Source organism: Streptomyces sp. NPDC002911, assembly GCF_053591835.1.
In genome coordinates, this window is record NZ_JBSFUO010000030.1 from 24380 (window position 1) to 48463 (window position 24084).

Below are 24084 nucleotides of genomic sequence, written 5' to 3' on the forward strand. Positions count from 1 at the left end.
GCTCCTCCCGTGGCTATAGTGGCGAAGGCTACGAGGATCGGGGGATGCTTCAGTGTCGGAGGAAGAGTCTCAGGCCCGGGCGGTGAAGACGGCCTGGCAGATCCATGCCGCGCTCCAGGAGTCGACCCGCACCGTCGATGCCAAGGCGTCCTTCGCCCTGGCCATGGAGTCCGCGGCCCTCGCCGGAATCGCCGCGCTGTCCGGCACCGGCCGCTCCCTCGGCCGCGTGACCGGATTCGCGGAGTTCGCCCTCTGGGCCGGCGTCGTCCTCATCGGGCTCTCCGCGATTCTTGCCGTGCTCGTCGTCCTGCCGCGCCACAACGGCCAGGGTCGCTCGCCCGACCCCGGCGCGGACGAGTTCCTCTTCTACGGTCATCTGCGCCACTGGGCCCCCGACGATCTCGCGCAGAGGCTCGCCGGTACCGACGCCTTGCCCTCCCTCAGTAGTCAGCTCGTCGTGATGAGCGCGATCGCCTGGACGAAACACCGTCGCGTCCAGCAGTCGTTGCTGCTGGCCGTCGCCGGGAGTCTGCTGGTCGCCGCCGTCATAGCGCTGGCCTGAAACCGGCCACCGTGGACGGAACACCGGGCCACCGCCCGCACCGGACGACCTTCTGGTCGCTGCTCGACGACCACGCGAGGGCCCAACTGCTCGCCGCCGGACATATGGTGGCCTTTTCGCCCAAGGAAACACTGCTTCAGCAGTACGACCTCACCGACCACCTGCTCGTCATACAGCGCGGCTGCGCCAAGGTCGCCGCCAACTCCGCCGCGGGCTACGAGGCCGTGCTCGCCATCCGCAGAGCCGGCGACCTGCTGGGCGAGCAGGCCGCACTGGACGGCAGGCCGCGCTCCGCCACCCTCACCTCGCTGACCCGGGTCGAGGCCCTCATGATTGCGTCGTCCGCGTTCCGCGCCTCCATCAGGTCCGTGCCGGCAATCGCGCTCGCCCTCCAGCAGGTGCTCTCCGAGCGCCTGCGCGAGTCGGACGGTCATCGGGCGGCCGCAGGTTCCGAGGCCGTCCAGGCCAGGCTGGCCGCACTGCTGCTGGAACTCGGCGCGGAATACGGGCGTCCGCAGCCGAACGGGGCCGTCCTGATCGCCCTGCCGCTGTCCCAGGACGACTTCGCGGGCCTCGTCCTCAGCTCGCGGCGGACGGTCAGCCGGGTCCTGGAGCAGTGGCGGGGGCGCGGCTGGGTGACGACGGGGCGCAACAGACTGACCATCGACCGGCCGGACGAGTTGAAACGGCTGGGCGGTTCAGGATTTTAGAGGAACGACCACCCCATGGGGCGGGTGCTCGGTCACACGTCGTCCCAGGACATCGTCGTCAGCCCGTGCTCTTCCGCCAACGGATTCCACTCGGCCACGAAGTCCTTCTTCGCGCGCGTCGCCCGTGTGCTGGCGCCGGCCGCGTCGCTCCAGTGCGACGAGGATATCACGCTCTGTGAGGAGCAACCGCTCAGCGCCTCCTCGGACAGCTGCGCATAGGAGCGGTCGGCATCCGCGGACTCCTGCCACCCCGACCGCAGAGCCTCCGTCATGGCGGCGGGCAGGAGATCCGAACCGAGTGCTTCCAGATCCCGTACGAGCTCGTCCCGTTCGGCCGCCGCGCTCTCGAACACCTCCTTGGCCGCTCGGAGTCCGGAGCGTCCGGGACAGGTGGTCATCTCACTGACCGCCTCACCGACGTCGCTACGGTTGCCCGCGTTGCGGTCCAGCAGGTCGCCCAGGGCTTGGGCCTGTTCCGCCTCGGACTCCTCGGCGGACAATTCGGAGCTTTCGGTGTCCTCGCTCGCATCACCAAAGCTTCCGGTGTCCTCGCTCGGATCACCGGAGCTCCCGGAACTGACCGAACTGCCGCTCTGCTCGTCGGAGTCGAAAAGATCAGGACCGAAGCCGAAAGCCAGGACGACGAGCAGGAAGGCGATCAGCCACCGGCCCGCGTTCGACCGGCCGCGCGGGTGCGGCGCCGACAGCGGACTGTGCGGGATCCCGAGCAACGGAGGCGGTACGGTGCCCGTCGTGTTCGGCTGCGGCGCGAAAGGCCCCTGCGGTGTGGGCTGTGGCAGCGTCGCGGGCGCGGTGGTGACCGCGTCGGCCAGTGCGGGCAGCCACTGCTCAAGCACCGGCCGCAGGGCAGGGTCGGGGGACAGGCTCTGCTCGGCGAGGTGTCCCACCGCAGGGTCCGCCGCCCGCAGGACCGCCAGATTCTGACCATCCTGCTCGCCCGCGAAGAGCCGAGCCGCGAGAAGACCGAACTTGTACGTGTCCCCCGTCGCGCCACCCATCCGCTCACCCGGCGGCAGGGACCAGTTGGGCGTTTCCACGGCCGGGAGAGCCCACTTGCCGTGCAGCACCATCGCGTCGCAGTCGATGAGGAAGCAACTGGGCATCCCTTCCAGGCAGAAGAGCACGTTGTTCGGTGACACGTCGCCCACGACGACGCCGAGGGAGTGCAGCCGCACGAGCGTGCGGGCCAGGTTCAGGAGCAGCTCGAACCGCTGGCCGGGTGTGACGGCCAGGCCCGCCCGGTCCAGGTACGCCGGGGGATTCAGCAGGTACTGGAAGCCGGCGGGCTGCGACTTGTCCGGCTCGAAGTCGAAGCGGCGGAAGAACCGCTCGGGGATCTGCCGCATCAGGAAGCCGCTCACCCCGGCGGAGTCCGTCACCAGCACGGCCGGCCAGGCGGCGCACTCGGCGAGCCACTGACCGGTGCGCTGGGACAGCGACGGAATGAAGTCGACCATCGCGGAGAGGACATCGGCGTCGAGGTCGGGGCGGATCCTGGAGTGGTACTCCTTGTAGGCCACCGGCCAGGAGCCGTTGATGGTCCGGTTCTCGACCGCCCACACCGAACCCTGCCCGCCGGAGTTGAACTTCGGCCCCTTGGCCACCTGTCCGGCGTCCATGGCTCCTGCCCCGGTCATTCCGCCGCCCCGACGGCCCTGGTCGCCCTGACCGCCGCCGGGCTGCCGGTCTCGTCGAGGCGGTGACGCGGCCACACGGCGAGCAGCGTCCGGTCGTCGTCGAACGTCTCGCGGGAGAAGTCGAGCAACTGCGCGACGGCCTGCGGCTCCCGCGGCGGGCGGCCGAGCTCGTAGGCCATCATCGACCCGATCCGTCCCGTACCGTCCCCCAGCGGATCACCGAACCCGTCCGTCCCGATCAGCAGCACCCCGTCCTCGGGAAAGGTCGACCAGGTCCCCTCGACCCGCGCCGGTACCCACGGCAGGGCGGACACGGCGGAGGAGAAGACCCCGTCCGTCGCTTCCTCCTTACCGCCCAGCAGCGGGCGGAAGCGGCTCTCGTGCAACATCCAGGCGCCGCTGTCTCCCACGTGCACCAGATTGACCTGCAGCCGCCCGCTCCCGGTGAGGTGCACGACACCCGTCACCAGAGTCGTCGCCAGCAGGGCCTGCGCCTCCCGCTGCTGCTCGCGGGTCGGTTCCGTACCGCCGCTCACCCGCATGAACAGCTGGTACGCCGCCGAGTCCACCACCCGCTTCCAGTCCACCTGTGGCCGTCCCTCGTCAAGCTGCCGCAGCGCGTCGGCGACCGCGGTACGGCAGGCCAGGGCCGCGCCCACATGCGACTGCGGAGCCGCCGAGACGCCGTCCGCGACCGCGAACACCACCGCGCCGGTCGGCTCGTGCGCCGCCACCACGATGTCGTCCTGGCGCGGCTGTCCGCCGAACCGGTGCGCATCGCCCCGTACGGAGGCAAGCCGGACCGTGAGCTCCGGGGTGGACCAGCCGTCGAACAGCGTGTCCGGACGGTACGGGTCCGCCTCCGGCGGCTTGGGCTCGAACCGGGCAGCCGGCCTGCCGAAGATGAACCGGGTCCATGCCGGTATCGGGCCGCCCGGGAGCCGTGGCTCCCGCGTCACCTGTGCGGGTACGAGGGCGGTCCGGTCCGGCCGCTGACGCGGCGGCGGCTGCTGTTCCTGGTCCGGCGACGCGCGGCGACCGGAGGCCTGTCCCTTGTCGGGGCGCTCCTCCTCGTCGTCCTGACGCCGCCCGAAGAAACTCGTCACACTCACACCTCGTCAATCGCGAGCCGGAAGCCTTCCGGCCGCTCGACCACCAGCTCCGGCCGACCGGACGCCATCGCGTTGCCGGACTCCACCACGCTCTTGGTGAGCGCGGTGAAGAACTGCGCTATGGACGCCCCGAGTTGGGCGCCCGGCACCGAGATGAACGCGAAGTCCTGCTGGGTGGCGACACTGATCATCGTCTCGGCCTCCGCCTGGCCGATCCCGCAGGCGATGATGTTGGGCGCCGCGTTGGTCACCGAACGGTCGGTGAGCTCCCGGTGCCTGTCCTGCCAGGCCTCGCCGAAGTTGGGCTGGCCGTCGCTCAGGAAGAACACCGCCGGCCGGTGAACGCGGTAGCCCTGGCCCTTGAGGGTGGCCACATCCTGCGGGATCCGTCGCAGCAGCGCGCCGAAGGCCGCCTCGTAACTCGTGCCGCCGTTCGCAGTGAGGCGGGGCAGCTCGCTCTCGGCCCGCAGATCGGCGAGAATCAACCGCTCGGTCACCGTGTTGGAGAACCCCAGCACGGAGAAGCGGACCTTCGCCGCGGCCATCGGTTCACCGAGCAGGGACCGGTGCAGCGAGGCGAGTCCGGCATTGAGGTCACCGACGTACGGATTCATCGAACCGGACTCGTCCGCCAGTACGTAGACGGGCAGCAACTGCCCTTGGTTCTCTGCCATTTCGCGCGCGTCTCTCTATTCGATTCCGTCGACGGGTGTCAGTCCCCGGGGGCGTTCCAGCAACAGTTCGGAGGAGCCGGTGACCGCGCTGCGCCCCAGGTGGAGCACGGTGTTCCGAAGGAGCAGCGAGAACTGCGCCACCGACTCCGAGAGGTCCGTGCGTGCGTTCGCGGAGAGAGCGAATTCGGTGAGGCTGGCGATCTGCGCGACCGCGCGCCGGTCGGTGGTGCCGATGCCGCAGGCCACGATGTTCGGCCGGTAGCGGTGCTGCATCAGCTCCTGGCGCGCGGCCTGCCACGCGCCGCCGTCCACCGGGTCGCCCACGGCGAGGAAGAAGACGGTGGGACGGTTGACGCGCGACGCCTGCTGCTTGAGCCGCTCCGTCTCCAGGGGTACGAGCTCCAGCAGGCGGCGGAAGACGGGCTCGTAACGGCAGTCGTCTCCGGCCTGGAAATCGGGGATGCCCGTCCCCGGCGAGATCTGGGTCAGAGGCATCCGGACATCGGCGGTGCCGGAGAAGGTCAGTACGGACAGCCGTACGGCCGCAGCCACATCCGGGCTCTCGGCCAACGCGGCCTGCAGGGACCCCAGCACGTCACGCAGCTCGGTGACACAGCCGGCCGCAGCCGGCGAGGTGTCCAGGACGACGTAGACCTGCGCCAGGCCGGCGGCCGCCGGACGTCCCTCCGGCGACGAGGCGGGCGAAGTGTCACCCGGCCCGTACGCGCTGCCGGGGCGGGTGCCGCCCCACGGCGGGGGCGTCCGAGGTGCGGCCGGTGTGGGAGGTGCGGGCGGCAATTGCTGTGGCGCCGGCGTGGGCAGCGAGTGCATCGGCGGCGGCGTCCCGGCGGCCGGGGGCAGCACCCCGCTGAAGACATTGACCGACGGGCCCAGCACGCCGTCCCGAAGACCGGGGAGATCCACCTCCCGCACGATCCCGTTGTCGATCATGTACCGGACCATCTCGACCTGACGCTGCTCCTGGTCCACGGCCCGCTTCTGCCGGCTCTCCTCCAGGCGCATCAGCAGTTCCATGGACTTCTCGGTGTCGTCGGGGTGCTTCGCGAGGTGTTCGAGGATGAGGCTCCGGAAGTCCAGGCGTACGGAGGCGAGAGCGGCCCGCTCCCGCTTGTCCCGCTCGAGCCGGGCCATCTGCTCGATGTCCGCGACCGCCTCCTTGTGGTGGGTGTTGCCGATGGCCGCCGTGTGCTTCAGGCGGCCCACCTCCGAGTCGCGGCCCGCCTTCTTGCGTACGCGGATGAACTCCCGTGCCGCCTGGTCGGGTTCGAGCTGGACATCGCAGTAGTAGAGGGTCACGCCCTCGGGCATCGGCAGGGGCAGGGGCAGCGCCGCGTTGATCCTGGTCTGCGCCTCGAACGCGTCCTCGATGTCGAAGTGCGCCGCCTGCGGCCGGATTCTGCTGATCAGATGCGGATAGACCGCGCTGAGCGCGTCGGGAAGACCGCTTCGCACCACCGCCACCGGATCGTGCACCCGGAACCCGACATCGATGGTCGCCTCGAACCGGTGCGCCTGGTCCTTGCAGGTCAGCGGTGTCCTGGTGAGTTTGGCGGTCCGCCGGTGGTCGCCCAGGTCCACGACGTAGCAGAGCTTGTATCTGTTCTGCAGCCGTCCGGCGGCCGTCAGATGCCGGGGTGACTCGATCTCCCAGCCCCCTGTCTTCAGGGCGTAGACGACCGCGAAGTTCGGCGGAAGACCGCGCAGCGTGGCGAGCTGGGAACGCCGCACCGGCTGTTTGTTGAGGATCAGTGGGACTGACATGTCACACCCTCTCCAGATCGAGCTGAGCGTGGACGACGGCGGCGGTCAGGGGCAGCGGCACCAGCTCGTCCGGATCGACCCAGTCGGCCGCGCACCGCCGCAGGATCCGACCCGACCTGACATCCCCGTACGCGATGGTGCCCACCATCAGCTGGAACATGGACCGCAGCGCCCGGTCGCGCTCGGCGAGCGCGGCCCAGTTGCGCAGCACCTGCTGGGCCTCCTGACCGAAGACCGCCTGGTTGAGGGCGTCACGCCACAGAGCGATGAACGGGTCACGTAACTCCTCGCGTTGATGCGCCTGATAGAGGAGGGCGGGCCACTCCTCCAGTTCGCCGCCGGTGTTCCACTCGTCCTTCTTCACCACCACCTGCGCCGCGATGATCAGGAACGAGAGGAGCGCCGTCTGCTGCTTGCGGTGATCGGCGGCCCCCTCGTGGAGAGCGCGGAGCACCAGCGCCGTCGTGTCCGCGTCCTGCGCGACCAGGTCGGTCAGGCTGCGGCCGATGGCCACGGCCACGGCGGCCCGGTCCACGACGGCGAGGCGGAGCAGGGCCGCGACGGCGGGCCCGGGGTCCTTGCGCAGGCCGTACACCCGTGCCGCCGTCGCCTGCACGAAGGGTCGGCTCCGGTCGGCGAACCAGCCTTCGACCATGATGTCCGCCCGACCCGCGATCCACTGCTCACGCGAGGCGACGCGCAGCGCGTAGGCGATGGCGTCGCGGTGCAACGGGTTCTCGCTGTCCGCCCAGTCGTGGAAGAGCTGGTTGCAGAGGTAGGCGTACGACTCCGAGGCGATCGCCCCGAGCGCCGCCGCCGCGAAGACCCGGACCTCTTCCGCCGGGTCCACGACCAGCCCGGACAGCCAGTCGAGCAGTTCGCCCTGGATCTCGTACTGGGTCCACGCGTGCTGGATGACCCGCCGGGGGTACGAGGGGTCCTTGTACTCCAGGGCCCGGCCGGGCTCGCCGTCCTCCTTGGTGATGTCACGGGCGCGCAGCCGGATCAGCTGTGTGCGGCGCGCGGAGGCGAAGGGGTCCTCGCCGTGGGGCACGTCACCGTCCGGCCCGGCCGTCAGCACATGCGGACGGGTGTCCTTCAGCCGCTCGCGCAGGGCCCGCGCGGCAGTGGCTATGTACTCCTGCGGGAGGCCGTTGAGCACGGCGAGGGCGATCGCGAGACTCCGGACGCGGGGCTCCCGCAGGCTCTCGACCCAGATGTCGAAGTCCTCGTCGGCCTGGCGGGCGCGGCGCCTCTTGATGTTCTCGGGGTCCAGCGTGCCGGTGTCCGACTCCTCCATGATCGCGAAAGCCAGGTCGGCCGCCTGCTTGCAGGCGGGCTCGCCTTCGCACTCCTCGTCGAGCAGCTGCCCGATGGCGGCGTCGGCGAGAAGCCGGTCCCTTGCCGCGTCGCCCAGGCGCCAGCGCAGATGCGAGGCGACGATGCCGCGCTGGTCGGGCGCCTCGGTGACGTCCACGACCGCCGTCAGGAGTTCGCTGTCGGCGACCTCGGTGCTGGACACGGTCATCACCAGCCACGCGCCCGCCAGGGCGAGCGCGCCCTGGACCTTCTCGTACATCTCTCCGCGCAGGCCGGCAATCGCGGACGGCTGGTCGAGCAGAAAGGCGGCGCCGCGCTCGATGGAGTCCGTGCCGCGCTCCAGGAGGTCGGCGAGAGAAGCGAAGTCGACATCGCTGTCCACGTGGTACTTGGTGGTGGCGCCCATGCCCTGGAGCAGGCGTACGGCCATGGCGGTCTTCCCGTAACCGGGGGCGCCACGCAGGATCAGCAGATGCCGGCCGGCCAGCGCCTCGCGGGCGGCAGGCAGGCCGGGCGGCTCCTGGTAGGCGAAACGTACCCGCTCGTCCATGAGCGGGGAGATGGCCCGAAGGCGCCGCTGGGCGCCACCGAGCAGCAGGACGTACTTGTCGCCGCCGACGACGTCGCCCTCGACGTTGGCGAAGGCGTTGCGCACCCGGTCGCGGCGCAGGGACCCCAGGCCCACCTGGCCGGTCGCCGCGAAGGACTCGGCCCCTGGACCGGACCGAGGAGGCTCGCCGCCCGGTGTACCGCCCGTGCCGCCGCCGGGCGCACCGCCCCCGCCGTCCGGGCCGGGGCCCGGTGCTCCTCCGCCGCCCGGGACGGGTGGCTGTGCCGGGCCGGGCGGCGCAGCGGTGTTACCCGCCGCACCGCCCGGCCCGCCCCCCGTACCGGCTGCCGGTGCCGAGCCCGTGGCACCCGCAGCCGGCGCTCCCCCCGTCGGTGTGGTCATGGACGTACCGGGCCCGTCGTACCGATGTTGACGGTCTTGTCGCCCTGGAACACGTCTCCGTGTACGGTCCCGACGCTGATCCCGGCTCCTCCCGCCCCGGACGGCCCGCCGGACCCTGCCGGTCCGGCCTGCCGGGTATGTCTCTCCGGCGCGGGCGTCCCGGCCGGGAGCCCCGGGGGCGCCGGAGCTCCCGGCACGGTCACCCAGCTCTCGATGAGCTCGCCGTGTTTGGTCCGGAACGGCATCGGCAGGTATGCGGCCGGGTCGGTGGAGCGGTGCCCGTGCCGGATGACCGCCCGGTAGATCTCGTCGGACACGACGAAGACCATCCGCGACGAGGCCGCGGCGGCCAGGACCTCGCGCAACGGCCCCGCGTCGACCAGCCGGCACGCGGTGTTGACCGCGTCCCCGGACCATCCCTGGCCGTCCCGCGCGATGATCCCCTGGTGCAGCGCGACCCGGAACCGCATCGCGTGGGCGGGGCTGTAGACGACGGCCTTCTGCTTCAGTTCCTCGTCGAGGGCGCGTACGAACGACCCGGCGAGGACGATCGGCGAGACGGTCGGTGGGACGATCATCAGGACACCGTCGCCGCGGTCCTCGGTGACGACACCTTCGGCCGTGAGCCCGGCTTGTGACAGTGCTTCCCCGAGCACCTCGTACATCCCGGCCCGCAGGGAACGCTGGACCGGATCGGGCCGGGAGCTGAAGTTCTCGATGTCCAGCACCATCACCCAGCAGTGCGTCGCTTCACCGGACATGGCGGTCTCCCCACGCGCTCAACACAGCAACGACTCGATCAGTGGCCCCAGTTGTATGACATCGACGACCTCCGGGTCTACGCCAATTGACACACAGGGAGAAATCCGGGGCTCCACGCACGGCCCGGGGCAGGGCAGCCTGGCGGGGCCCCAGGGACAGGAGTGCCGCGTCAGGGTGTCAGCGGATGTGGTGGCCGGAGATGGCCCGGGCGATGACCAGGCGCTGGATCTCGCTCGTGCCCTCGAAGATCGTGTAGATCTTGGCGTCGCGGTACATCCGCTCCACCGGGTGCTCCCTGCTGTAGCCGGCGCCGCCGAGGATCTGGACCGCCTTCTCCGTTGCGGAGACAGCGAGTTCGCCCGCGCGGAGCTTGGACATGGAGCCCTGGCCGGCGTCGAAGGTCCGGTCGTTGCGGGCCATCCAGGCGGCCTGCCAGATCAGCAGGCGTACGGCCTCGATCTCCGTGCGGATGTCGGCGAGGGCGAACGCGATCGACTGGTTCTCTATGATCGGCCGGCCGAACGCCTCGCGCTGTCCGGCGTACTCCAGCGCGTACTCGTACGCGGCGCGGGCGATGCCCAGCGCCTGGGCGCCGACGGTGGGGCGGCTGACCTCGAAGGTCGCCATCGCCGCCTGGCCCTTGGCGGTGGTGCCCTCGCGGGCGCGGGCGAGGCGTGTGTCCAGCCGCTCCTTTCCGCCGAGGAGGCAGTGGCCCGGTACGCGTACGCCGTCCAGGAAGACGTCCGCCGTGTGCGAGGCGCGCAGGCCGAGCTTCTTGATGGTGCGGCTCGCCTCCAGGCCCTTCGTGCCCGGCGGGACGACGAACGCCGCCTGGCCGCGGGCACCGAGAGACGGCTCGACCGAGGCGACCACCACGTGGATCTCGGCGATCCCGCCGTTGGTGATCCATGCCTTCTGACCGGAGATCACCCACTCGTCCCTGGCCTCGTCGTACCGGGCCTTCGTCGTCATCGCGGAGACGTCGGAGCCCGCCTGGGGCTCGGAGACACAGAAGGCGGCCACCTTCGGGTCGTCCTCGTCGCCGTAGCACTGGGGGACCCACTCGGCGAGCTGGTCGGGCGTGCCGGAGGCGAAGATACCGGCGACCGCGAGCGAGGTGCCGAACAGTGCCATCCCGATACCGGCGTCGCCCCAGAACAGCTCCTCGTTGGCGATCTGGAGGGACAGGCCGCTGGGGTCCCCGTACATGTCGGCGAGCGACTCGAAGCCGTACAGGCCGATCCTGGCGGCCTCCTGGATGACAGGCCACGGCGTCTCTTCCCGGGCGTCCCACTCGGCCGCCGCGGGGCGCACCACCTGGGCTGCGAAGCCGTGCACCCAGGTGCGCAGGTCCCGCTGTTCCTCGGTCAGGGCGAGGGAGAAGTAGCTCATGGGCTTCAGGCCTTCGGGATGTCGAAGTAGCGGGTCAGGCCCGAGGCCAGGCCGATGTCACCGGCGACCTGCAGCTTGCGCATCATGAACATCGTCACGGGATTGCCGTTGCCGGAGACCAGCTTGAGGAATTCGGCGTCGCTCATCACCAGTGTCGTACGAGGCTCGGTGTCGGAGCGGCCCACGCTCACCGTGCAGGCGCCGTCGGCTATGGAGGTCTCGTAGACCTCCTCGCTCTCGCCGGTGATCTTCCAGCGGATCAGTGCCTTCAGCGGGCCGGCCGCTTCCGGGCGGAACTGCTGCCTCATCCGGCCGAAGACCTCGCTCAGTACCCGGGCGCGCAGGTCGCCGTGCATCACCTCGCCGAGCTGCTTGGCGGACAGGCCCTTGACGATCCGTGCGAACTCCTCCGGGGAGACGGAGGCGAAGTCGAGTCCGGACAGTTCATCCGTGAGGTTGCCACTGCTGTTGTCGGCCACGCCAGATCCTTACTCCAGAGTAAACTTACTTTGGAGTAAGGTAAGGCGGCCGTAGCCGCTCCGCAAGCAGGCGTCACCAGGCGTCGTCCGGACGCACCGCGAGGAACGGGTGATGGGCGGACAGCACCTTGTTGGCCCACGCGAGCTCGGACAGTGCCTGCTCGCGGTCGGCCTGGTCCTCGATGCCGAGCCTCGGTCCTCGGAACCTGCGCACCTCGCGGGCGGCGCAGTCGGCGTCGAGCTCCGCCTGGAGGACGTGCGGCGGGGTGCAGGACCCGATCAGTGCGGCGACCCGGTCGGGGATCGGCACGGGGACGAGGAGATGCGAAGCGGTCATGTGGGGGGTTCCCTCTCGGATGGTTGGCCAGGAGGTGGCGCTCCGCGGTGACCGGTGGGCCACCGCTCCTCCCTATGTAACGGGACGCAGTTCCGGGTTTCTTGTTGAGAACGTCTCCGTGTCGCAACCGTTTGGGACTGACCGTCTATTTCGCGTTACCTGGGGGTAAGTTGACTCGGTGCGAAGCGTGTGAAGCGGACTCAGTTGAGGGATTGGCCGCTGCGAGCACGTAACTGCGTGGCGCGCAGCACGGCTTCGGTCGCGAAGCGGCTCTCGGGATCGGTGAGCTGCTCGCCGAAGATGGCCTCCAGGCTGCGCATCCGGTAACGGACCGTCTGGGGATGGACATCGAGCAGCTCGCCCATCTGGGCGGCCGTGCCGCGGGTGCCGAGCCAGACCCGCAGCGTCTCGACCAGCCGCTCGCGCCGTGCGGTGCTGATGCCGGACACGGCGGCCAGTTGCCGCTCGGCGAGCTGGTCGAGGAGGGCGGGGTCGGAGAGGAGCCACAGTGTGATGAGGTGGTCCTCGCAGGGGATGACGGGCGCGTCGTCGATGACCCCCGTGTCGACCAGTTCGAGGACGCGGCGGGCCCAGCGGATCGAGTCGGCGGCGAGCGCGGTCGGCACGGTCAGCCCGATCGCCGCACCACCACCGGGGACCGTCCGGCCGAGCATCTCTCTCCGCGCGTCGTCCATCGGACCGGGGATCAGCAGGTGCGGCTGCGGATCCCCGGGGTCGATCAGGACGTCATGGTCCGCGCTCATCCGGTCGAGGCCCGCAGGGGCGCGTACGGCGACGAGCGTGACCTGTTCGGGGAGCGTCCAGCCGGTCTGCTCGCAGAGCTCGGCGATCGCGCTGCGGGGAACCGGTCTGCCGGAAAGGATCAGATGCAGCAGTCGGCGGCGTACCGCCTCGCTCTGCTGGTCGGATCGGGCATGCACCTCCAGAAAGCCTTCGCGGGACAGGGACTCGAGCTCGTCCACGTAGGCGAACAGCGCGTCGGCGAAGCTGAGCATCAGTGCCGGCGAGAAGTTGTAACTCCGGCCCACCTTCTTCGCCCGCCGCAGCGCGACGCGAGCGCCCAGCCGGTACGCCCCTTGGAGCGCGTCCAGGGTGCGGCCCTCGTACGCCTCGAATCTGCCGAATCTTCGGCACATGTCATCGCGCAGCACCGTGGGGGCCGAGGGCTCGGCGACCAGGTCGACGAAGGAAGAAAGGCTCTGCTCGACACCCATGCGAATGGATGTGCCGTTCGGGCCGTTCAGCAGGCGTGCGTATTCCGGATAGGCTCGGGTCACTTCCATGCCTATCTCTTTGATCAGGCTCGGCAGTTCGGGCCGCATGATCGCGGCGAACTCCTGGGGGAGGGGCCCCAGCGGGTCTCCGGTGTCCAGCGGCTGGATAAGTCTTGGCATGACCGTCCCCTTGATTTCCCGGGCCCGGCGTGGACGGAGCAGGTGGGGGGAAAGCGCTCCCACGGACCGACAGGTGTATACCGGCATCGGCGCCGAAGATAGACCAAGTCGGACGGGGCGCACACCGTCTGGACGAGACCGAAGTGTAAGGGGCACATAGAGTGGCCCCGTTGCGGGGCTTCGGTGCAGGTGGGGCGGCAGATGCTCACTTCCGGACAATGTTTTCGGCCGTGGGCTGCGTCTCGGGCACCGACGAGGGCCCGGCGGTCGTACCGGGCCGTGGAGTGGGTTCCCCTTGGCCTTGCCCAGGAATATTGCGCACCAAGTGACAAGCGCGACGCGGGAATTAGTGACCTGTTGACGAGGAAAAAAACTTGCCGAACCAATCTTGACCGGCAGGATTGTGCTCGAAGTTTCCCGCAAGTAACGTCACGCCCTGTCACAGAACGTGTGTGGCTGAAGGAGCAGCACGGCCCCCACGCAACACGATTCATCGCTGCACTCCCTGCGCCTTTGCAGGAATTCGGGTGCTGTCCCCGCAACAGTGCACCGCACTGTCGAATCGGAGGAAATCACTGTGCGCAACTCTCTTGGAAAGATAGTGCTCGCGGCCGGTGCCGCCGCAGCCGCTGTCGCGCTCGGCGCGACGACCGCCACCGCCGGCGTCGCCGCTCCGACCTGGACCGTCGGCCCCGCGCCCTCGCCGGTGCCGGTCTCGGCAAGCTCCACCGGCTCCGCATTGCTCAGCCTCAACGGCATCCCGCTGACGTGTACGTCATCGGCGGCCTCGGCCGTTCTGCAGACCGCCTCCGGCACCTCGAACGTGACCGTCGGCACCATCGCTCCGCTGACCTGGAGCGGGTGCACCAGCCCGTTCGGCCCGGTGACGCCGACCGCCAACACCTCCCCGGCGTGGCAGCTGAAGGCGAACACCTACAGCGCAGGAACCACCACGGGGTACATCTCCGGTGTGAAGGCTACGCTGTCGGTTCTCACCTGCACCTTCACGGTGACGGGTAACGTCACGGCCTCCTACAACAACACCCTCGGCCAGCTCACGATCGGCAACAACGCCTCCTACCAGCTGACCGTCGCGACCGCCTCCGCGGGATGTGCCGGTATCGCGGCCGTGGGCCAGCACCCGACCTACACCGCCAAGTACAACGCGGTCAAGACGGGTACCACCATCAAGCCGACCATCGTGTACACCCCCTGATCCGGTCGCAGGCCCCGGTAAAGGGATATCAGGGATCGCACGGCGGCTCCGCCCGCCGTGCGATCCCTGTGCCGGACGGGCCTGTGCCCGTCCCACTCGCTGTCGAATCGGAGAAGCCAGCTGTGCGCAGGAGTGGTTGCACCAGTTCTCCGGGCCCGACAGGCCCGGTGGCCGACACGCCCACCCCGTGGAAGCTGATGGCGAACAGCTATGGCAACGGCATCGCCCGTGGGTACATCTCCGGTGTGAGGTTCACCTACGGGTGGCTCACCTGCACCGTGGCGGTGTCAGGCCGACTTCGCGGCGAAGTGCGCCAACGCCACCGGCCGGCCGGACGCCAGCGACACCGGCACGTACAAGCCGACTGTCGACACGGCCATCGTGTACACCCCTTGACCCGGCCGCACGCCGGTAGCGAGTGAGCAGGGAGCGTGCGGCGGTCAGTCCACCGCATGCGGCACGTCCGGTCGGCCGGAAAGGGGACATCGCCAGTGAAGGATCGTATGACGGCAACGCGCAGGCGCACGGCGCGTGGTGCAGCCGTGGCCGCTGCTGTGCTGCTCGGGGGGATGATCCCCGGCGCACAGGCCGCGTCCGGTATGCAGGAGATCGACGCGGAGCTGGCCTACACGTGTGCTTTCCCGCAGGGCGAGCAGCCGGTGAAGGTCGGCTTGGCCGTGAAGGTCCCCGAATCGGTGCAGGCCAACCAGGTGATCCAGCCCGAGGAGATGGCGCTGGACCTGACACTGTCCGAGGAGGCGTCGGCAGGTCTCGCCGGCTCCGGAGCGGCGACCGTCAGCGCGGAAGCACAGCTTTCGGTCGATGTCGCCCAGGAGGACCAGCACGCCCGGGCGGAGTGGGTCGGGACGACCGCCGATCCGGTGCCGCTTCCCGAGGCGGGCGAGCTGACGCTGAGTACGGCGGGGGGTGTCCCCTACGTGAAACCCGGAGCCTCGGGCGACCTGACGTTCGAGGTCTCCGCCCTCTCGGTGGAACTGGCCGGGCGGAAGGCCGACGGTGCTCCGGCGGAACCGCCGAGCATCTCCGTGACGTGCGTGGTGGACGCGGACCAGGAGACGACCGTGGCGACGGTCGGCGTCGATGGTGGTACCGAGACGCCCACGCCCGGACCGTCCGCGTCCGATGAGTGGCCCGATGGCGACGAGGAGCAGGGAGAACACGTCCCGCCTGAGGTCGGGACGAGAGCGAAGGAGTCCGTGTCCGCTTCCGCGCCACCGTGCGTCGGGGACCCGATGAACGAGGAAGGCCGTGACATGGTCGCCTACGTAGCCGGCTACGCGAACGTGACCAAGCTCGACGGCGCCACCAAATTCCCCCCTGCCTGCGCACGGATCCATACGTACGACGGCGAGAACTACTTCGAGTATCCCTACGTACACGCGATCCTGAATGCGGCCATCGTGCTGGATTACCTGGGTAAGCCGCAACTGCCGCCCACTACGGGGACGTTCCTGACGTTCGGGTTCATGCCGACGACAGCCACTCTCGAGATGACGCAGATTCCTCCCAAGGCCGACTCGCCGAAGGACCGCAACGTGGTGTCCCACGGCATCACTGATGTCCTGAACGGTGGTTTCACCAGAACCACCACCACCGTCGATATGGACTTCGTCCTCAGGCTGTACGACGTGAAGGTCAACGGCGTCGCGCTGGACGTCGGGAACAGCTGCCGAACGGAGCGCCCGTTCCGGCTCTCCCTCGCAGGCCTGGGGACCTGGGACGCGGAGAAGGGCAACGAGGGCTACACCGTGGTGACAGGAGGGGAACTGACGGGGTCGGTGACGATCCCGCCCTTCGAGGGGTGCGGTGTGGATGAGGATCTCGACAGCCTCTTCACCGCGTCCCTCTCCGGATCTCCCGGATTCGTCAAGCAAGTACAGGGGGCGCCTTGTGTCCCCTCGACCGGTTCTGCCTGCACGCCTGAGTACCAGCCTCAGGACATCCCCAAGGCGACGCGCTGACCCCCGCGGTCGCACCAGACCATCATGCCGAGCACAGCAATCCCTAGAACCTTCAACCGAATTGAGGGAACAATGAGATCTGCTTCGAAGACCTGGATCAAGGCCGGCGGCGCCGTCGCCGCATCCGCCGCGCTGGTCATGCCCCTGACCGCGTCGCCGGCCGGTGCCGCCACCGCCGCCGCGACCCAGCTCAGCGGCGGCTGGGCCCCGTTCGACCGCTGTCCGGTGGATGCCCCCGCCATGCTCGCGGCGGACGGCGACACCGACGTTCCTCTGTGCGTGACGTCCACCTCACCCAACGGGTCGATCAAGCTGGGTAACACCGAGGCGACGACCGGCTCGACGAACCTGCAGTTCGGCGTCATCCAGCACCCGGCCGAGGGGACCTACACAGTCGTCCCGCCGCCGGAGGGATCCATCATCAGCGGCAAGACCACGATCCCCGGCGGCCTGCTCGGCATCATGTGCCCGGGCAACGTGCCGGTCATCTCGGCCGTGTGCGGCCAGATCACGAACGCGACCCTCAACAAGGTGACCGCCACCGTCGAATCGGCCGGCACGCCGACGGACTTCAGCCTGGTCGCGGGCCTGTCCTCGGGGCCGATCGTCACGCTGCCCATCAAGATCCGGCTGGACAACCCGCTCCTCGGCTCCAAGTGCTACATAGGCAGCAACAGCAACCCCGTGGTCCTGCACCCCGGCAACCTGAGCGTGCCGTCGCTGGCCGTCTCGAGGTTCAACGGTGACGGCACGGACAACCCGGACGAGGGCTCGCTGATCCAGTTCGCTCTGTCCGGCGCCGGCCAGGGTGACAGCCAGTTCTCCGTGCCGAAGGCCAACGGCTGCGGCCTCGGCGGCATCCTCAGCTGGGCGATCGACCTCAAGGTCGGACTGCCCGCGGCTGCGGGGACCAGCAACCTCGTCCTGAATGACGCCAAGACCGCCACGGTGGGTCTCACGGCCCCGGGCCTGTCGGTGCCCGACGCCGGCAAGGAACTCTCCGAGGCCTGGCACTCCGCGGTGAAGTAGTCGGAGAGGAGGGCACAGGCGCCGCATCCGGCTTCTTGTCACTTGATGCGCCCCGGCCCATCGCTGCACATGAGCCCGCTTCGACCGAATGAACCCTGGTCGGGGCGGGCTTCGGTGTGTCCGGACCGGATTCCGGGAGCCCGCCGCTTCGACTCGGAGACCCTCACTTTTCGATAGCTTTCGCGCGCCGATTGCTCATCGGGACATAAGAAAGCGATGCCGTGCAATTACCTCGGAGAAAGTTCGTGAAGTGCTATTGCGGACTTAGGTTACCGGCCCGTAACGTCCCGCTTGAGCGGATCGGAAACGCGTCCGTACCTGCTCGTTCGACGCACGTGGAGTCCCGGTCGCGCCCCCTTGACCCGGGATTCCTCCGGGAGTTCCTCCGACCCTGAACCCTCTCGCCGGGGCGTGTGGGCACTTCCGGCCGCCGGTGTCTCGTGGCTCCGGCCCTCCGGGCCGCGGGACCCCGGTGCACTCGGAGGGCTTGCGCAGATTCCGACAAAGCCGACGGGCGGGGTTGTCAATCGGTGACAAGTGATCCATGCAGAGATCAACGTCCGGCGATTTCCGCTGTTCAACGGCTTGTCCTCGCGGTTTCGACGGACATAACGTGCGCTGCCTGGTGCATGTGTGACGAGCCGCCATTGGATTTCTCAGAGCCGGAGTGCTGACAGATGACGTCGTTCACCACACCTTCGAAGGAGGATCGATGGGAATCGAAGTAGTCGTCGAGGGCCTGACGAAGTCCTTCGGCAAGCAGAACATCTGGCAGGACGTCAGCCTCACGTTGCCGGCCGGTGAGGTGAGCGTGATGCTCGGTCCTTCCGGCACCGGGAAGACCGTTTTCCTGAAGTCCATCATCGGACTGCTGAAGCCGGAGAAGGGCCGTGTGCTCATCAACGGCGTCGACATGGTGAACAGCCCGGAGAAGGACATCATGGAGACCCGGAAGCTCTTCGGTCTCATGTTCCAGGACGGCGCCCTCTTCGGCTCGATGTCGCTCTTCGACAACATCGCCTTCCCCTTGCGTGAACACACCCGCAAGAACGAGTCCGAGATCCGCCGCATCGTCATGGAGCGGATCGACATCGTCGGGCTGCTCGGCGCGGAGGGAAAGCTGCCCGGCGAGATATCCGGCGGTATGCGCAAGCGCGCCGGCCTCGCCCGTGCCCTCGTCCTGGACCCGCAGATCATCCTCTGCGACGAGCCGGACTCCGGGCTCGACCCGGTGCGCACCGCCTACCTCTCGCAGCTCCTCATCGATCTCAACGCGCAGATCGACGCGACCATGCTCATCGTCACCCACAACCTCGACATCGCGGCCACCGTCCCCGACAACATGGGGATGCTGTTCTGCCGCAACCTCGTCACCTTCGGCCCGCGCGAGGTGCTGCTCACCAGTGACATGCCCGTCGTCTCGCAGTTCCTCGCCGGACGCCGGGAAGGCCCCATCGGCATGTCCGAGGAGAAGGACGCTGCCACCCTCGCCGCGGAGCAGACCAACGGCTCCCTCCACTACGCCGGGCCGCGCAGCGTCGTACCGCAGCTGGAGCCGTCACCTGGACTGCCCGTACGGCAGGCGGCCCTGCGCCGCCGGGAGCGGGTCATCTCCATGATGGGCCAGCTGCCGGAAGCGGCGCGTACGGCGATCGTGAACAGCTACACGCCGACCTTGGACGGTGGGCGCCGATGACGGCACCACTGCCCGTACGCCCACCCGAGCCGGCCACCGGAGAGACGCGGGGAAAGACACCACAGCAGAGACCGCCCTCGCGGCTTCTCGCCCCGCTGCGCCAGACCGGCCAGCTGTTCGCCCTCGCTCTGGCCGTCGGCCGGGCCATCTTCCGCCGCCCGTTCCAGGTACGGGAATTCATCGAGCAGTTCTGGTTCGTCGCCAGCGTCACCATCCTGCCCGCCGCCCTCGTCTCCATCCCGTTCGGTGCGGTCATCGCCCTCCAGGTCGGCTCCCTCACCGAACAGCTCGGCGCTCAGTCCTTCACCGGCGGTGCCAGCGTCCTCGCGGTCATCCAGCAGGCCAGCCCGCTCATCGTGGCGCTGCTGATCGCCGGCGCCGCGGGGTCCGCCATCTGCGCCGACCTGGGTTCCCGCAAGATCCGCGAGGAGCTCGACGCCATGGAGGTCATGGGCGTCTCGCCCATCCAGCGCCTCGTCGTCCCCCGCGTGCTGGCCACCATGTTCGTCGCTGTCCTGCTCAACGGGCTGGTGTCCGTGGTCGGCACGCTCGGCGGGTACTTCTTCAACGTGATCCTGCAGGGCGGCACGCCGGGCGCGTACCTCGCCAGCTTCTCCGCCCTCGCCCAGCTCCCCGACCTCTACATCGGCGAACTCAAGGCGCTGATCTTCGGCTTCATCGCGGGCATCGTCGCCGCCTACCGGGGGCTCAACCCGCGCGGCGGGCCCAAGGGGGTGGGCGACGCGGTCAACCAGTCCGTCGTCATCACCTTCATGCTCCTGTTCGCGGTGAACATGATCCTCACGGCGATCTACCTCCAGATCGTCCCCCCGAAGGGGGGCTGACCGATGTCCATGCTCGGCTGGCTCGACCGCTCCGGTGAGCAACTCACCTTCTACGTGAGGGCGCTCATCTGGATCCCCCGTACCCTGCGCCGCTACCTCAAGGAGGTGCAGCGGCTGCTCGCCGAGGTCGCCTTCGGCAGCGGTGGCCTCGGGGTCATCGGCGGAACCATCGGTGTGATGATCGCGATGACACTCGCCACCGGCTCGGTCGTCGGCCTCCAGGGGTACGCCGCCCTGGACCAGATCGGCACCTCCGCTTTCACCGGCTTCATCTCCGCGTACTTCAACACCCGGGAGATCGCCCCGCTCGTCGCCGGGCTCGCTCTCTCCGCGACCGTCGGCGCAGGCTTCACCGCCCAGCTCGGCGCGATGCGGATCAACGAGGAGGTCGACGCCCTCGAGGCGATGGGCGTGCGCTCCATGCCCTACCTCGTCACCACGCGGATCATCGCCGGCGTCGTCGCCATCATCCCGCTGTACGCGATCGGGCTGCTCTCCTCCTACCTCGCGTCCCGCTACATCACCGTGCTGTTCAACGGCCAGTCGGCGGGCACCTACGACCACTACTTCAATCTCTTCCTCTCCCCGGACGACGTGCTCCTGTCGGTGCTCAAGGTGCTGATCTTCAGCGTGCTGGTGATCCTCGCCCACTGTTACTACGGCTTCCACGCCACCGGCGGCCCTGCCGGCGTGGGTGTGGCGGTGGGCCGGTCGGTTCGCAATGCCATCGTGCTCATCAGCGTCACCGACTTCTTCCTCTCACTCGCCATCTGGGGCGCGACGACAACGGTGAAGGTGGCGGGCTGATGCACTCCTCCACGGCGCAGACGGTGCGCCGCAGACTCGCCGGTGTGGCCTTCGTGCTCGTGCCCGCCGTGCTCGTATGGCTGTCGGTCTCCGTGTACGAGAAGGACTTCACGAACGACGCCACCGTGACCGTACGCACCGGGAGCGTCGGCAACGAGATGCACGACAACGCCGAGGTCAAGCTGCGCGGTGTCGTGATCGGAGAGGTGCGCGACATCGAGGCGGACGGGGACGGGGCGCGCCTGACCCTCGCCATCCAGCCCGACCGGCTCGGGCAGATACCTGCCGACGTCTCCGCCCAGATGCTGCCCACCACCCTCTTCGGCGAGCGGTTCGTCGCTCTCGTACCGCCGTCCGTCCCCTCCGCGCAGGCTCTCCAGGCCGGCGCCGTGATTCCGCAGGACCGCTCCAGCAACGCCATCGAGCTGGAGGAGGTCCTCGACAACGTCCTGCCGATGCTGACCGCAGTCAAGCCGGAGAAGCTCGCCGCCACCCTCAGCGCCGTGTCGCAGGCGCTCGAAGGGCGCGGCGACAAGCTCGGCGACACGCTGGTCACCCTCGACACCCACCTCAAGGAGTTCAACCCACACCTCCCCACGCTCAACGAGGACATCAAGGAACTCGTCAAGGTGAGCCATCTCTACGCGGACGCGGCTCCCGACGTCCTGGACGCGCTCACCGACTTCACCACCACCAGCGGCACCATCGCCGAACAGCAGGCGGAACTCGCCGATCTGTACGGCTCCACCACCGCCTCCGCCCAGGACGTCACCTCCTTCCTGCGTAAGAACAAGGACAACCTCATCCGTCTCTCCGCCTCAGGCCGGCCGACGCTGGAACTCCTCGCGGAGTACTCGGACGCCTTCCCATGCACCCTGCGTACGATGGCGGGCTTCGTGCCCGCCATGGACAAGGCGCTCGGCAAGGGCACCGATCAGCCGGGCCTGCACGTCACGCTCAGGCCCGTGGAGTCGAAGGGCACGTACGTGGCCGGCAGGGACACCCCCGCCTACGGCGCGACCGGGGGCCCGCACTGCTATTCGGTGCCGTACACCGGCAGGTCGGTACCGACCGCCGACGCACGGACCGCCTCCGCCACGGACAGCGACGTCGGCACGGACACCCCCGGAGCCGAGGTCCAGGAATCCGATGGCGCCGGTACCGCCCTCGGGATGCCCAACTCTCCCGAGGAGAGCCGGCTCGTCAACGAGCTGGTCGCCTCCTCCCTGAGAGTCCAGCCGCAGACCCTGCCCGACTGGAGCAGCGTGCTCATCGGTCCGGCCTTCCGCGGTGCGGAGGTGAAGCTCAGGTGAAGCGCCGCTCCCTCGCGGGACCCCTCGTGAAGTCGATCGTCTTCGTCGTGGTGACAGCCCTGGCCACCACCGTGCTGGGGCTGTCCATCGCCAACACGGGCGTCGGAGACACCGCGTCGTACAAGGCGAGGTTCACCGACGCGACCGGACTCGTCGTCGGCGACAGCGTCCGGATCGCCGGCGTCAAGGTCGGCCAGGTCGAGTCCATCGAGGTCGCCGACAGGCGGCTGGCCGAGGTGGGCCTCGCCGTCCGCAAGGGCCGCGAGCTGCCCGCCTCGGTGACCGCCTCGATCAAGTACCTCAACATGGTCGGCCAGCGTTACGTCGACCTCGACCAGGGCGCCGGGCCCGTCGGCGCGAGCTTCGAGCCGGGAGCGACCATCCCGCTCTCGCGCACCACACCCGCGCTGGACCTCACCCAGCTCTTCAACGGCTTCCAGCCGCTCTTCGAGGGGCTGTCGCCCCCGGACGTCAACCAGCTCGCCGGATCGATCGTCCAGGTCCTCCAGGGCGAGGGAGGAACCGTCGACAGCATCCTCTCGCACGTCGGATCGCTGACCGGAACCGTCGCGGCCAAGGACAAGGTGATCGGCGAGGTGATCAAGAACCTCAACACGGTCCTGAAGACCGTCAACGACCGGGAGGCGGGATTCGACGACCTGGTCGTCACCCTGCAGAAGCTCGTCACGGGCTTCTCGGGCGACCGCAAACCGCTCGGTGAGGCGGTCACGGCGATGGGCGCGCTCACCACCGTCACCGCGGATCTCCTCCAGGACGGGCGCAAGCCGCTCAAGGACGACATCGCCCAGCTCGGACGTCTCACCGGCCAGCTGGACAAGAACGCCCCCACGATCGAGAGCTTCCTGCAGAAGACCCCGGCCAAGATGGAGGCGATCACCCGCCTCACCTCCTACGGGTCATGGCTCAACCTCTACCTCTGCGAAGCAGCGGTCAGCGGTGTGACGACCGAGGACGGCAGCGCGCCTCCCACCGGCATCACCATCGGCCAACCGAGGTGCCAGGCATGAGGATCAAGCCCGTACGGGAACGAAACCCCGTCACCGTCAGCATCGTCGGACTTCTCATGCTGACCCTCCTCGGCCTCGCCGCCTACCGCGCCGACGCACTGCCCTTCATCGGCGGCGGCACCGCCTACAGCGCCGACTTCACGGAGTCGGCCGGCCTCGACGAAGGCGACGAGGTACGGATCGCCGGTGTCAAGGTCGGCGAGGTCACGGCCGTGACCCTCGACGGCGCCAAGGTGAAGGTGGACTTCCAGGTCAAGGACGCCTGGATCGGCGATTCCTCCACCGTCGGCATCGCCATCAAGACCCTTCTGGGCGAGAAGTACCTCGCCGTCGACCCGCTCGGCAACGCTCCCCAGGATCCGGACTCCCGCATCACGGCGGGCCGTACCACCTCGCCGTACGACGTCACCCAGGCGTTCAACGGACTCGGCGAGACGATCGACGAGATCGACACGGCCCAGCTCGCCCAGAGCTTCGAGACGATCTCCGAGACCTTCGCGGACTCGCCGCCCGACGTACGCAGTGCGGCGAACGGGCTGTCCGCGCTGTCGAAGACGGTGTCCGAACGGGACGCCCAGCTCGCCACCCTCCTCAAGGGCAGCAAGCAGCTCACCAGGACACTCGCCAACAAGAAGAGCAGCTTCGAGACCCTCCTGGAGGACGGCAATCTGCTCCTCGGCGAGATCCAGGCGCGCCGCGACTCCATCCACCTGCTGCTCACCGGCACCCGGAACCTCGGGACCCAGCTCACCGGGCTCGTCACGGACAACAACAAGCAACTGGGGCCCACCCTGGAATCGCTCGGCCGGGTCACCGCGGTCCTGGTGAAGAACCGCAAGAGCCTCGACAAGGTGCTCTCCCTGGCCGGCTCCTACAACCGCCTCGTGGGCAACACCCTCGGCAACGGACGCTGGTTCGACAACTACGTCTGCGGTGTCGTCCCGAAGAGCTACCTGCCCGCCGGCACGCCCCCGGAGGACGACTGCATGTCACCGAAGCAGGGAGGGCGCTGA

Annotated in this window: 21 protein-coding genes; 11 read left to right on the forward strand and 10 right to left on the reverse strand. The window is 68.9% G+C overall.

The annotated features are described in order from the left end of the window. Positions 1-52: 52 nt before the first annotated feature. Together ACWD04_RS28890 and ACWD04_RS28895 are read left to right on the forward strand one after the other, a co-directional pair. Positions 53-562: a Pycsar system effector family protein gene (locus ACWD04_RS28890; protein WP_451136674.1), complete on the forward strand. Its 510-nt coding sequence runs from the start codon at positions 53-55 to the stop codon at positions 560-562. An 11-nt stretch (positions 563-573) separates the two neighbouring features. Then, positions 574-1272 (forward strand): Crp/Fnr family transcriptional regulator, encoded by a 699-nt coding sequence (locus ACWD04_RS28895; RefSeq protein WP_451136675.1) that lies wholly within the window; start codon positions 574-576, stop codon positions 1270-1272. 32 nt (positions 1273-1304) lie between these two features. Here the strand turns inward: ACWD04_RS28895 and ACWD04_RS28900 are convergent, their stop codons facing one another. The 10 genes from ACWD04_RS28900 to ACWD04_RS28945 all read right to left on the reverse strand — a co-directional run bounded on the left by ACWD04_RS28900 (position 1305) and on the right by ACWD04_RS28945 (position 13155). Beyond that, positions 1305-2912: a hypothetical protein gene (locus tag ACWD04_RS28900; protein ID WP_451136676.1), complete on the reverse strand. Its 1608-nt coding sequence runs from the start codon at positions 2910-2912 to the stop codon at positions 1305-1307. Between the two features lie 14 nt (positions 2913-2926). After that, complete coding sequence (locus ACWD04_RS28905; protein ID WP_451136677.1) at positions 2927-4036, reverse strand: protein phosphatase 2C domain-containing protein; 1110 nt, start codon at positions 4034-4036, stop codon at positions 2927-2929. Between the two features lie 2 nt (positions 4037-4038). After that, positions 4039-4716: a vWA domain-containing protein gene (locus tag ACWD04_RS28910; RefSeq protein ID WP_451136678.1), complete on the reverse strand. Its 678-nt coding sequence runs from the start codon at positions 4714-4716 to the stop codon at positions 4039-4041. A gap of 15 nt (positions 4717-4731) precedes the next feature. Then, positions 4732-6498 (reverse strand): vWA domain-containing protein, encoded by a 1767-nt coding sequence (locus ACWD04_RS28915; protein WP_451136679.1) that lies wholly within the window; start codon positions 6496-6498, stop codon positions 4732-4734. A 1-nt stretch (position 6499) separates the two neighbouring features. After that, a complete protein-coding gene (locus ACWD04_RS28920) occupies positions 6500-8770 on the reverse strand; it encodes a hypothetical protein (protein WP_451136680.1) in 2271 nt (756 codons plus the stop codon). Then, positions 8767-9531, reverse strand: coding sequence for a hypothetical protein (locus ACWD04_RS28925; protein ID WP_451136681.1), 765 nt, complete (start codon positions 9529-9531; stop codon positions 8767-8769). The genes ACWD04_RS28920 and ACWD04_RS28925 overlap by 4 nt, the downstream gene beginning before the upstream one ends. Before the next feature lie 178 nt (positions 9532-9709). Continuing rightward, positions 9710-10924, reverse strand: a complete 1215-nt coding sequence (locus ACWD04_RS28930; protein ID WP_451136682.1) for an acyl-CoA dehydrogenase family protein — start codon at positions 10922-10924, stop codon at positions 9710-9712. Positions 10925-10929: 5 nt separating this feature from the next. Next, positions 10930-11403: an SCP2 sterol-binding domain-containing protein gene (locus ACWD04_RS28935; RefSeq protein WP_451136683.1), complete on the reverse strand. Its 474-nt coding sequence runs from the start codon at positions 11401-11403 to the stop codon at positions 10930-10932. A gap of 73 nt (positions 11404-11476) precedes the next feature. Beyond that, positions 11477-11740 carry a hypothetical protein gene (locus ACWD04_RS28940; RefSeq protein WP_451136684.1) on the reverse strand — a complete coding sequence of 88 codons (264 nt, stop codon included), beginning with the start codon at positions 11738-11740 and terminating at the stop codon, positions 11477-11479. A 200-nt stretch (positions 11741-11940) separates the two neighbouring features. After that, positions 11941-13155, reverse strand: a complete 1215-nt coding sequence (locus ACWD04_RS28945; protein WP_451136685.1) for a PucR family transcriptional regulator — start codon at positions 13153-13155, stop codon at positions 11941-11943. Positions 13156-13732: 577 nt separating this feature from the next. Between ACWD04_RS28945 and ACWD04_RS28950 the strand changes: the two genes are divergently transcribed. From ACWD04_RS28950 to ACWD04_RS28990, 9 genes are all read left to right on the forward strand, one after another. Next, entirely contained in the window at positions 13733-14371 is a 639-nt protein-coding gene (locus ACWD04_RS28950) for a hypothetical protein (RefSeq protein WP_451136686.1), read from the forward strand. Between the two features lie 503 nt (positions 14372-14874). Further along, complete coding sequence (locus ACWD04_RS28955; RefSeq protein ID WP_451136687.1) at positions 14875-16353, forward strand: DUF6801 domain-containing protein; 1479 nt, start codon at positions 14875-14877, stop codon at positions 16351-16353. 72 nt (positions 16354-16425) lie between these two features. Beyond that, positions 16426-17382, forward strand: a complete 957-nt coding sequence (locus ACWD04_RS28960; protein ID WP_451136688.1) for a hypothetical protein — start codon at positions 16426-16428, stop codon at positions 17380-17382. A gap of 712 nt (positions 17383-18094) precedes the next feature. Further along, entirely contained in the window at positions 18095-19078 is a 984-nt protein-coding gene (locus ACWD04_RS28965; RefSeq protein WP_451136689.1) for an ABC transporter ATP-binding protein, read from the forward strand. Then, positions 19075-19923 (forward strand): MlaE family ABC transporter permease, encoded by an 849-nt coding sequence (locus tag ACWD04_RS28970; protein WP_451136690.1) that lies wholly within the window; start codon positions 19075-19077, stop codon positions 19921-19923. The genes ACWD04_RS28965 and ACWD04_RS28970 overlap by 4 nt, the downstream gene beginning before the upstream one ends. 3 nt (positions 19924-19926) lie before the next feature. After that, the gene (locus ACWD04_RS28975; RefSeq protein WP_031094766.1) at positions 19927-20730 is read left to right on the forward strand and encodes an MlaE family ABC transporter permease; all 804 of its coding nucleotides are present in this window, start codon (positions 19927-19929) and stop codon (positions 20728-20730) included. Then, a complete protein-coding gene (locus tag ACWD04_RS28980; RefSeq protein ID WP_451136691.1) occupies positions 20730-22043 on the forward strand; it encodes an MCE family protein in 1314 nt (437 codons plus the stop codon). Before ACWD04_RS28975 ends, ACWD04_RS28980 begins: the two co-directional genes overlap by 1 nt. After that, complete coding sequence (locus ACWD04_RS28985) at positions 22040-23071, forward strand: MCE family protein (RefSeq protein ID WP_451136692.1); 1032 nt, start codon at positions 22040-22042, stop codon at positions 23069-23071. Before ACWD04_RS28980 ends, ACWD04_RS28985 begins: the two co-directional genes overlap by 4 nt. After that, on the forward strand, positions 23068-24084 hold the full coding sequence (locus ACWD04_RS28990; protein WP_451136693.1) for an MCE family protein: 1017 nt from the start codon (positions 23068-23070) through the stop codon (positions 24082-24084). The genes ACWD04_RS28985 and ACWD04_RS28990 overlap by 4 nt, the downstream gene beginning before the upstream one ends.

Excerpts from the sequence above, each read along its gene's own strand:
- ACWD04_RS28900 (WP_451136676.1), bottom strand. The coding sequence starts at position 2,912 with ATGGACGCCGGACAGGTGGCCAAGGGGCCGAAGTTCAACTCCGGCGGG.
- ACWD04_RS28910 (WP_451136678.1), bottom strand. The coding sequence starts at position 4,716 with ATGGCAGAGAACCAAGGGCAGTTGCTGCCCGTCTACGTACTGGCGGAC.
- ACWD04_RS28915 (WP_451136679.1), bottom strand. The coding sequence starts at position 6,498 with ATGTCAGTCCCACTGATCCTCAACAAACAGCCGGTGCGGCGTTCCCAG.
- ACWD04_RS28920 (WP_451136680.1), bottom strand. The coding sequence starts at position 8,770 with ATGACCACACCGACGGGGGGAGCGCCGGCTGCGGGTGCCACGGGCTCG.
- ACWD04_RS28925 (WP_451136681.1), bottom strand. The coding sequence starts at position 9,531 with ATGTCCGGTGAAGCGACGCACTGCTGGGTGATGGTGCTGGACATCGAG.
- ACWD04_RS28930 (WP_451136682.1), bottom strand. The coding sequence starts at position 10,924 with ATGAGCTACTTCTCCCTCGCCCTGACCGAGGAACAGCGGGACCTGCGC.
- ACWD04_RS28940 (WP_451136684.1), bottom strand. The coding sequence starts at position 11,740 with ATGACCGCTTCGCATCTCCTCGTCCCCGTGCCGATCCCCGACCGGGTC.
- ACWD04_RS28945 (WP_451136685.1), bottom strand. The coding sequence starts at position 13,155 with ATGCCAAGACTTATCCAGCCGCTGGACACCGGAGACCCGCTGGGGCCC.
- ACWD04_RS28955 (WP_451136687.1), top strand. The coding sequence starts at position 14,875 with ATGACGGCAACGCGCAGGCGCACGGCGCGTGGTGCAGCCGTGGCCGCT.
- ACWD04_RS28960 (WP_451136688.1), top strand. The coding sequence starts at position 16,426 with ATGAGATCTGCTTCGAAGACCTGGATCAAGGCCGGCGGCGCCGTCGCC.
- ACWD04_RS28965 (WP_451136689.1), top strand. The coding sequence starts at position 18,095 with ATGGGAATCGAAGTAGTCGTCGAGGGCCTGACGAAGTCCTTCGGCAAG.
- ACWD04_RS28970 (WP_451136690.1), top strand. The coding sequence starts at position 19,075 with ATGACGGCACCACTGCCCGTACGCCCACCCGAGCCGGCCACCGGAGAG.
- ACWD04_RS28975 (WP_031094766.1), top strand. The coding sequence starts at position 19,927 with ATGTCCATGCTCGGCTGGCTCGACCGCTCCGGTGAGCAACTCACCTTC.
- ACWD04_RS28980 (WP_451136691.1), top strand. The coding sequence starts at position 20,730 with ATGCACTCCTCCACGGCGCAGACGGTGCGCCGCAGACTCGCCGGTGTG.
- ACWD04_RS28990 (WP_451136693.1), top strand. The coding sequence starts at position 23,068 with ATGAGGATCAAGCCCGTACGGGAACGAAACCCCGTCACCGTCAGCATC.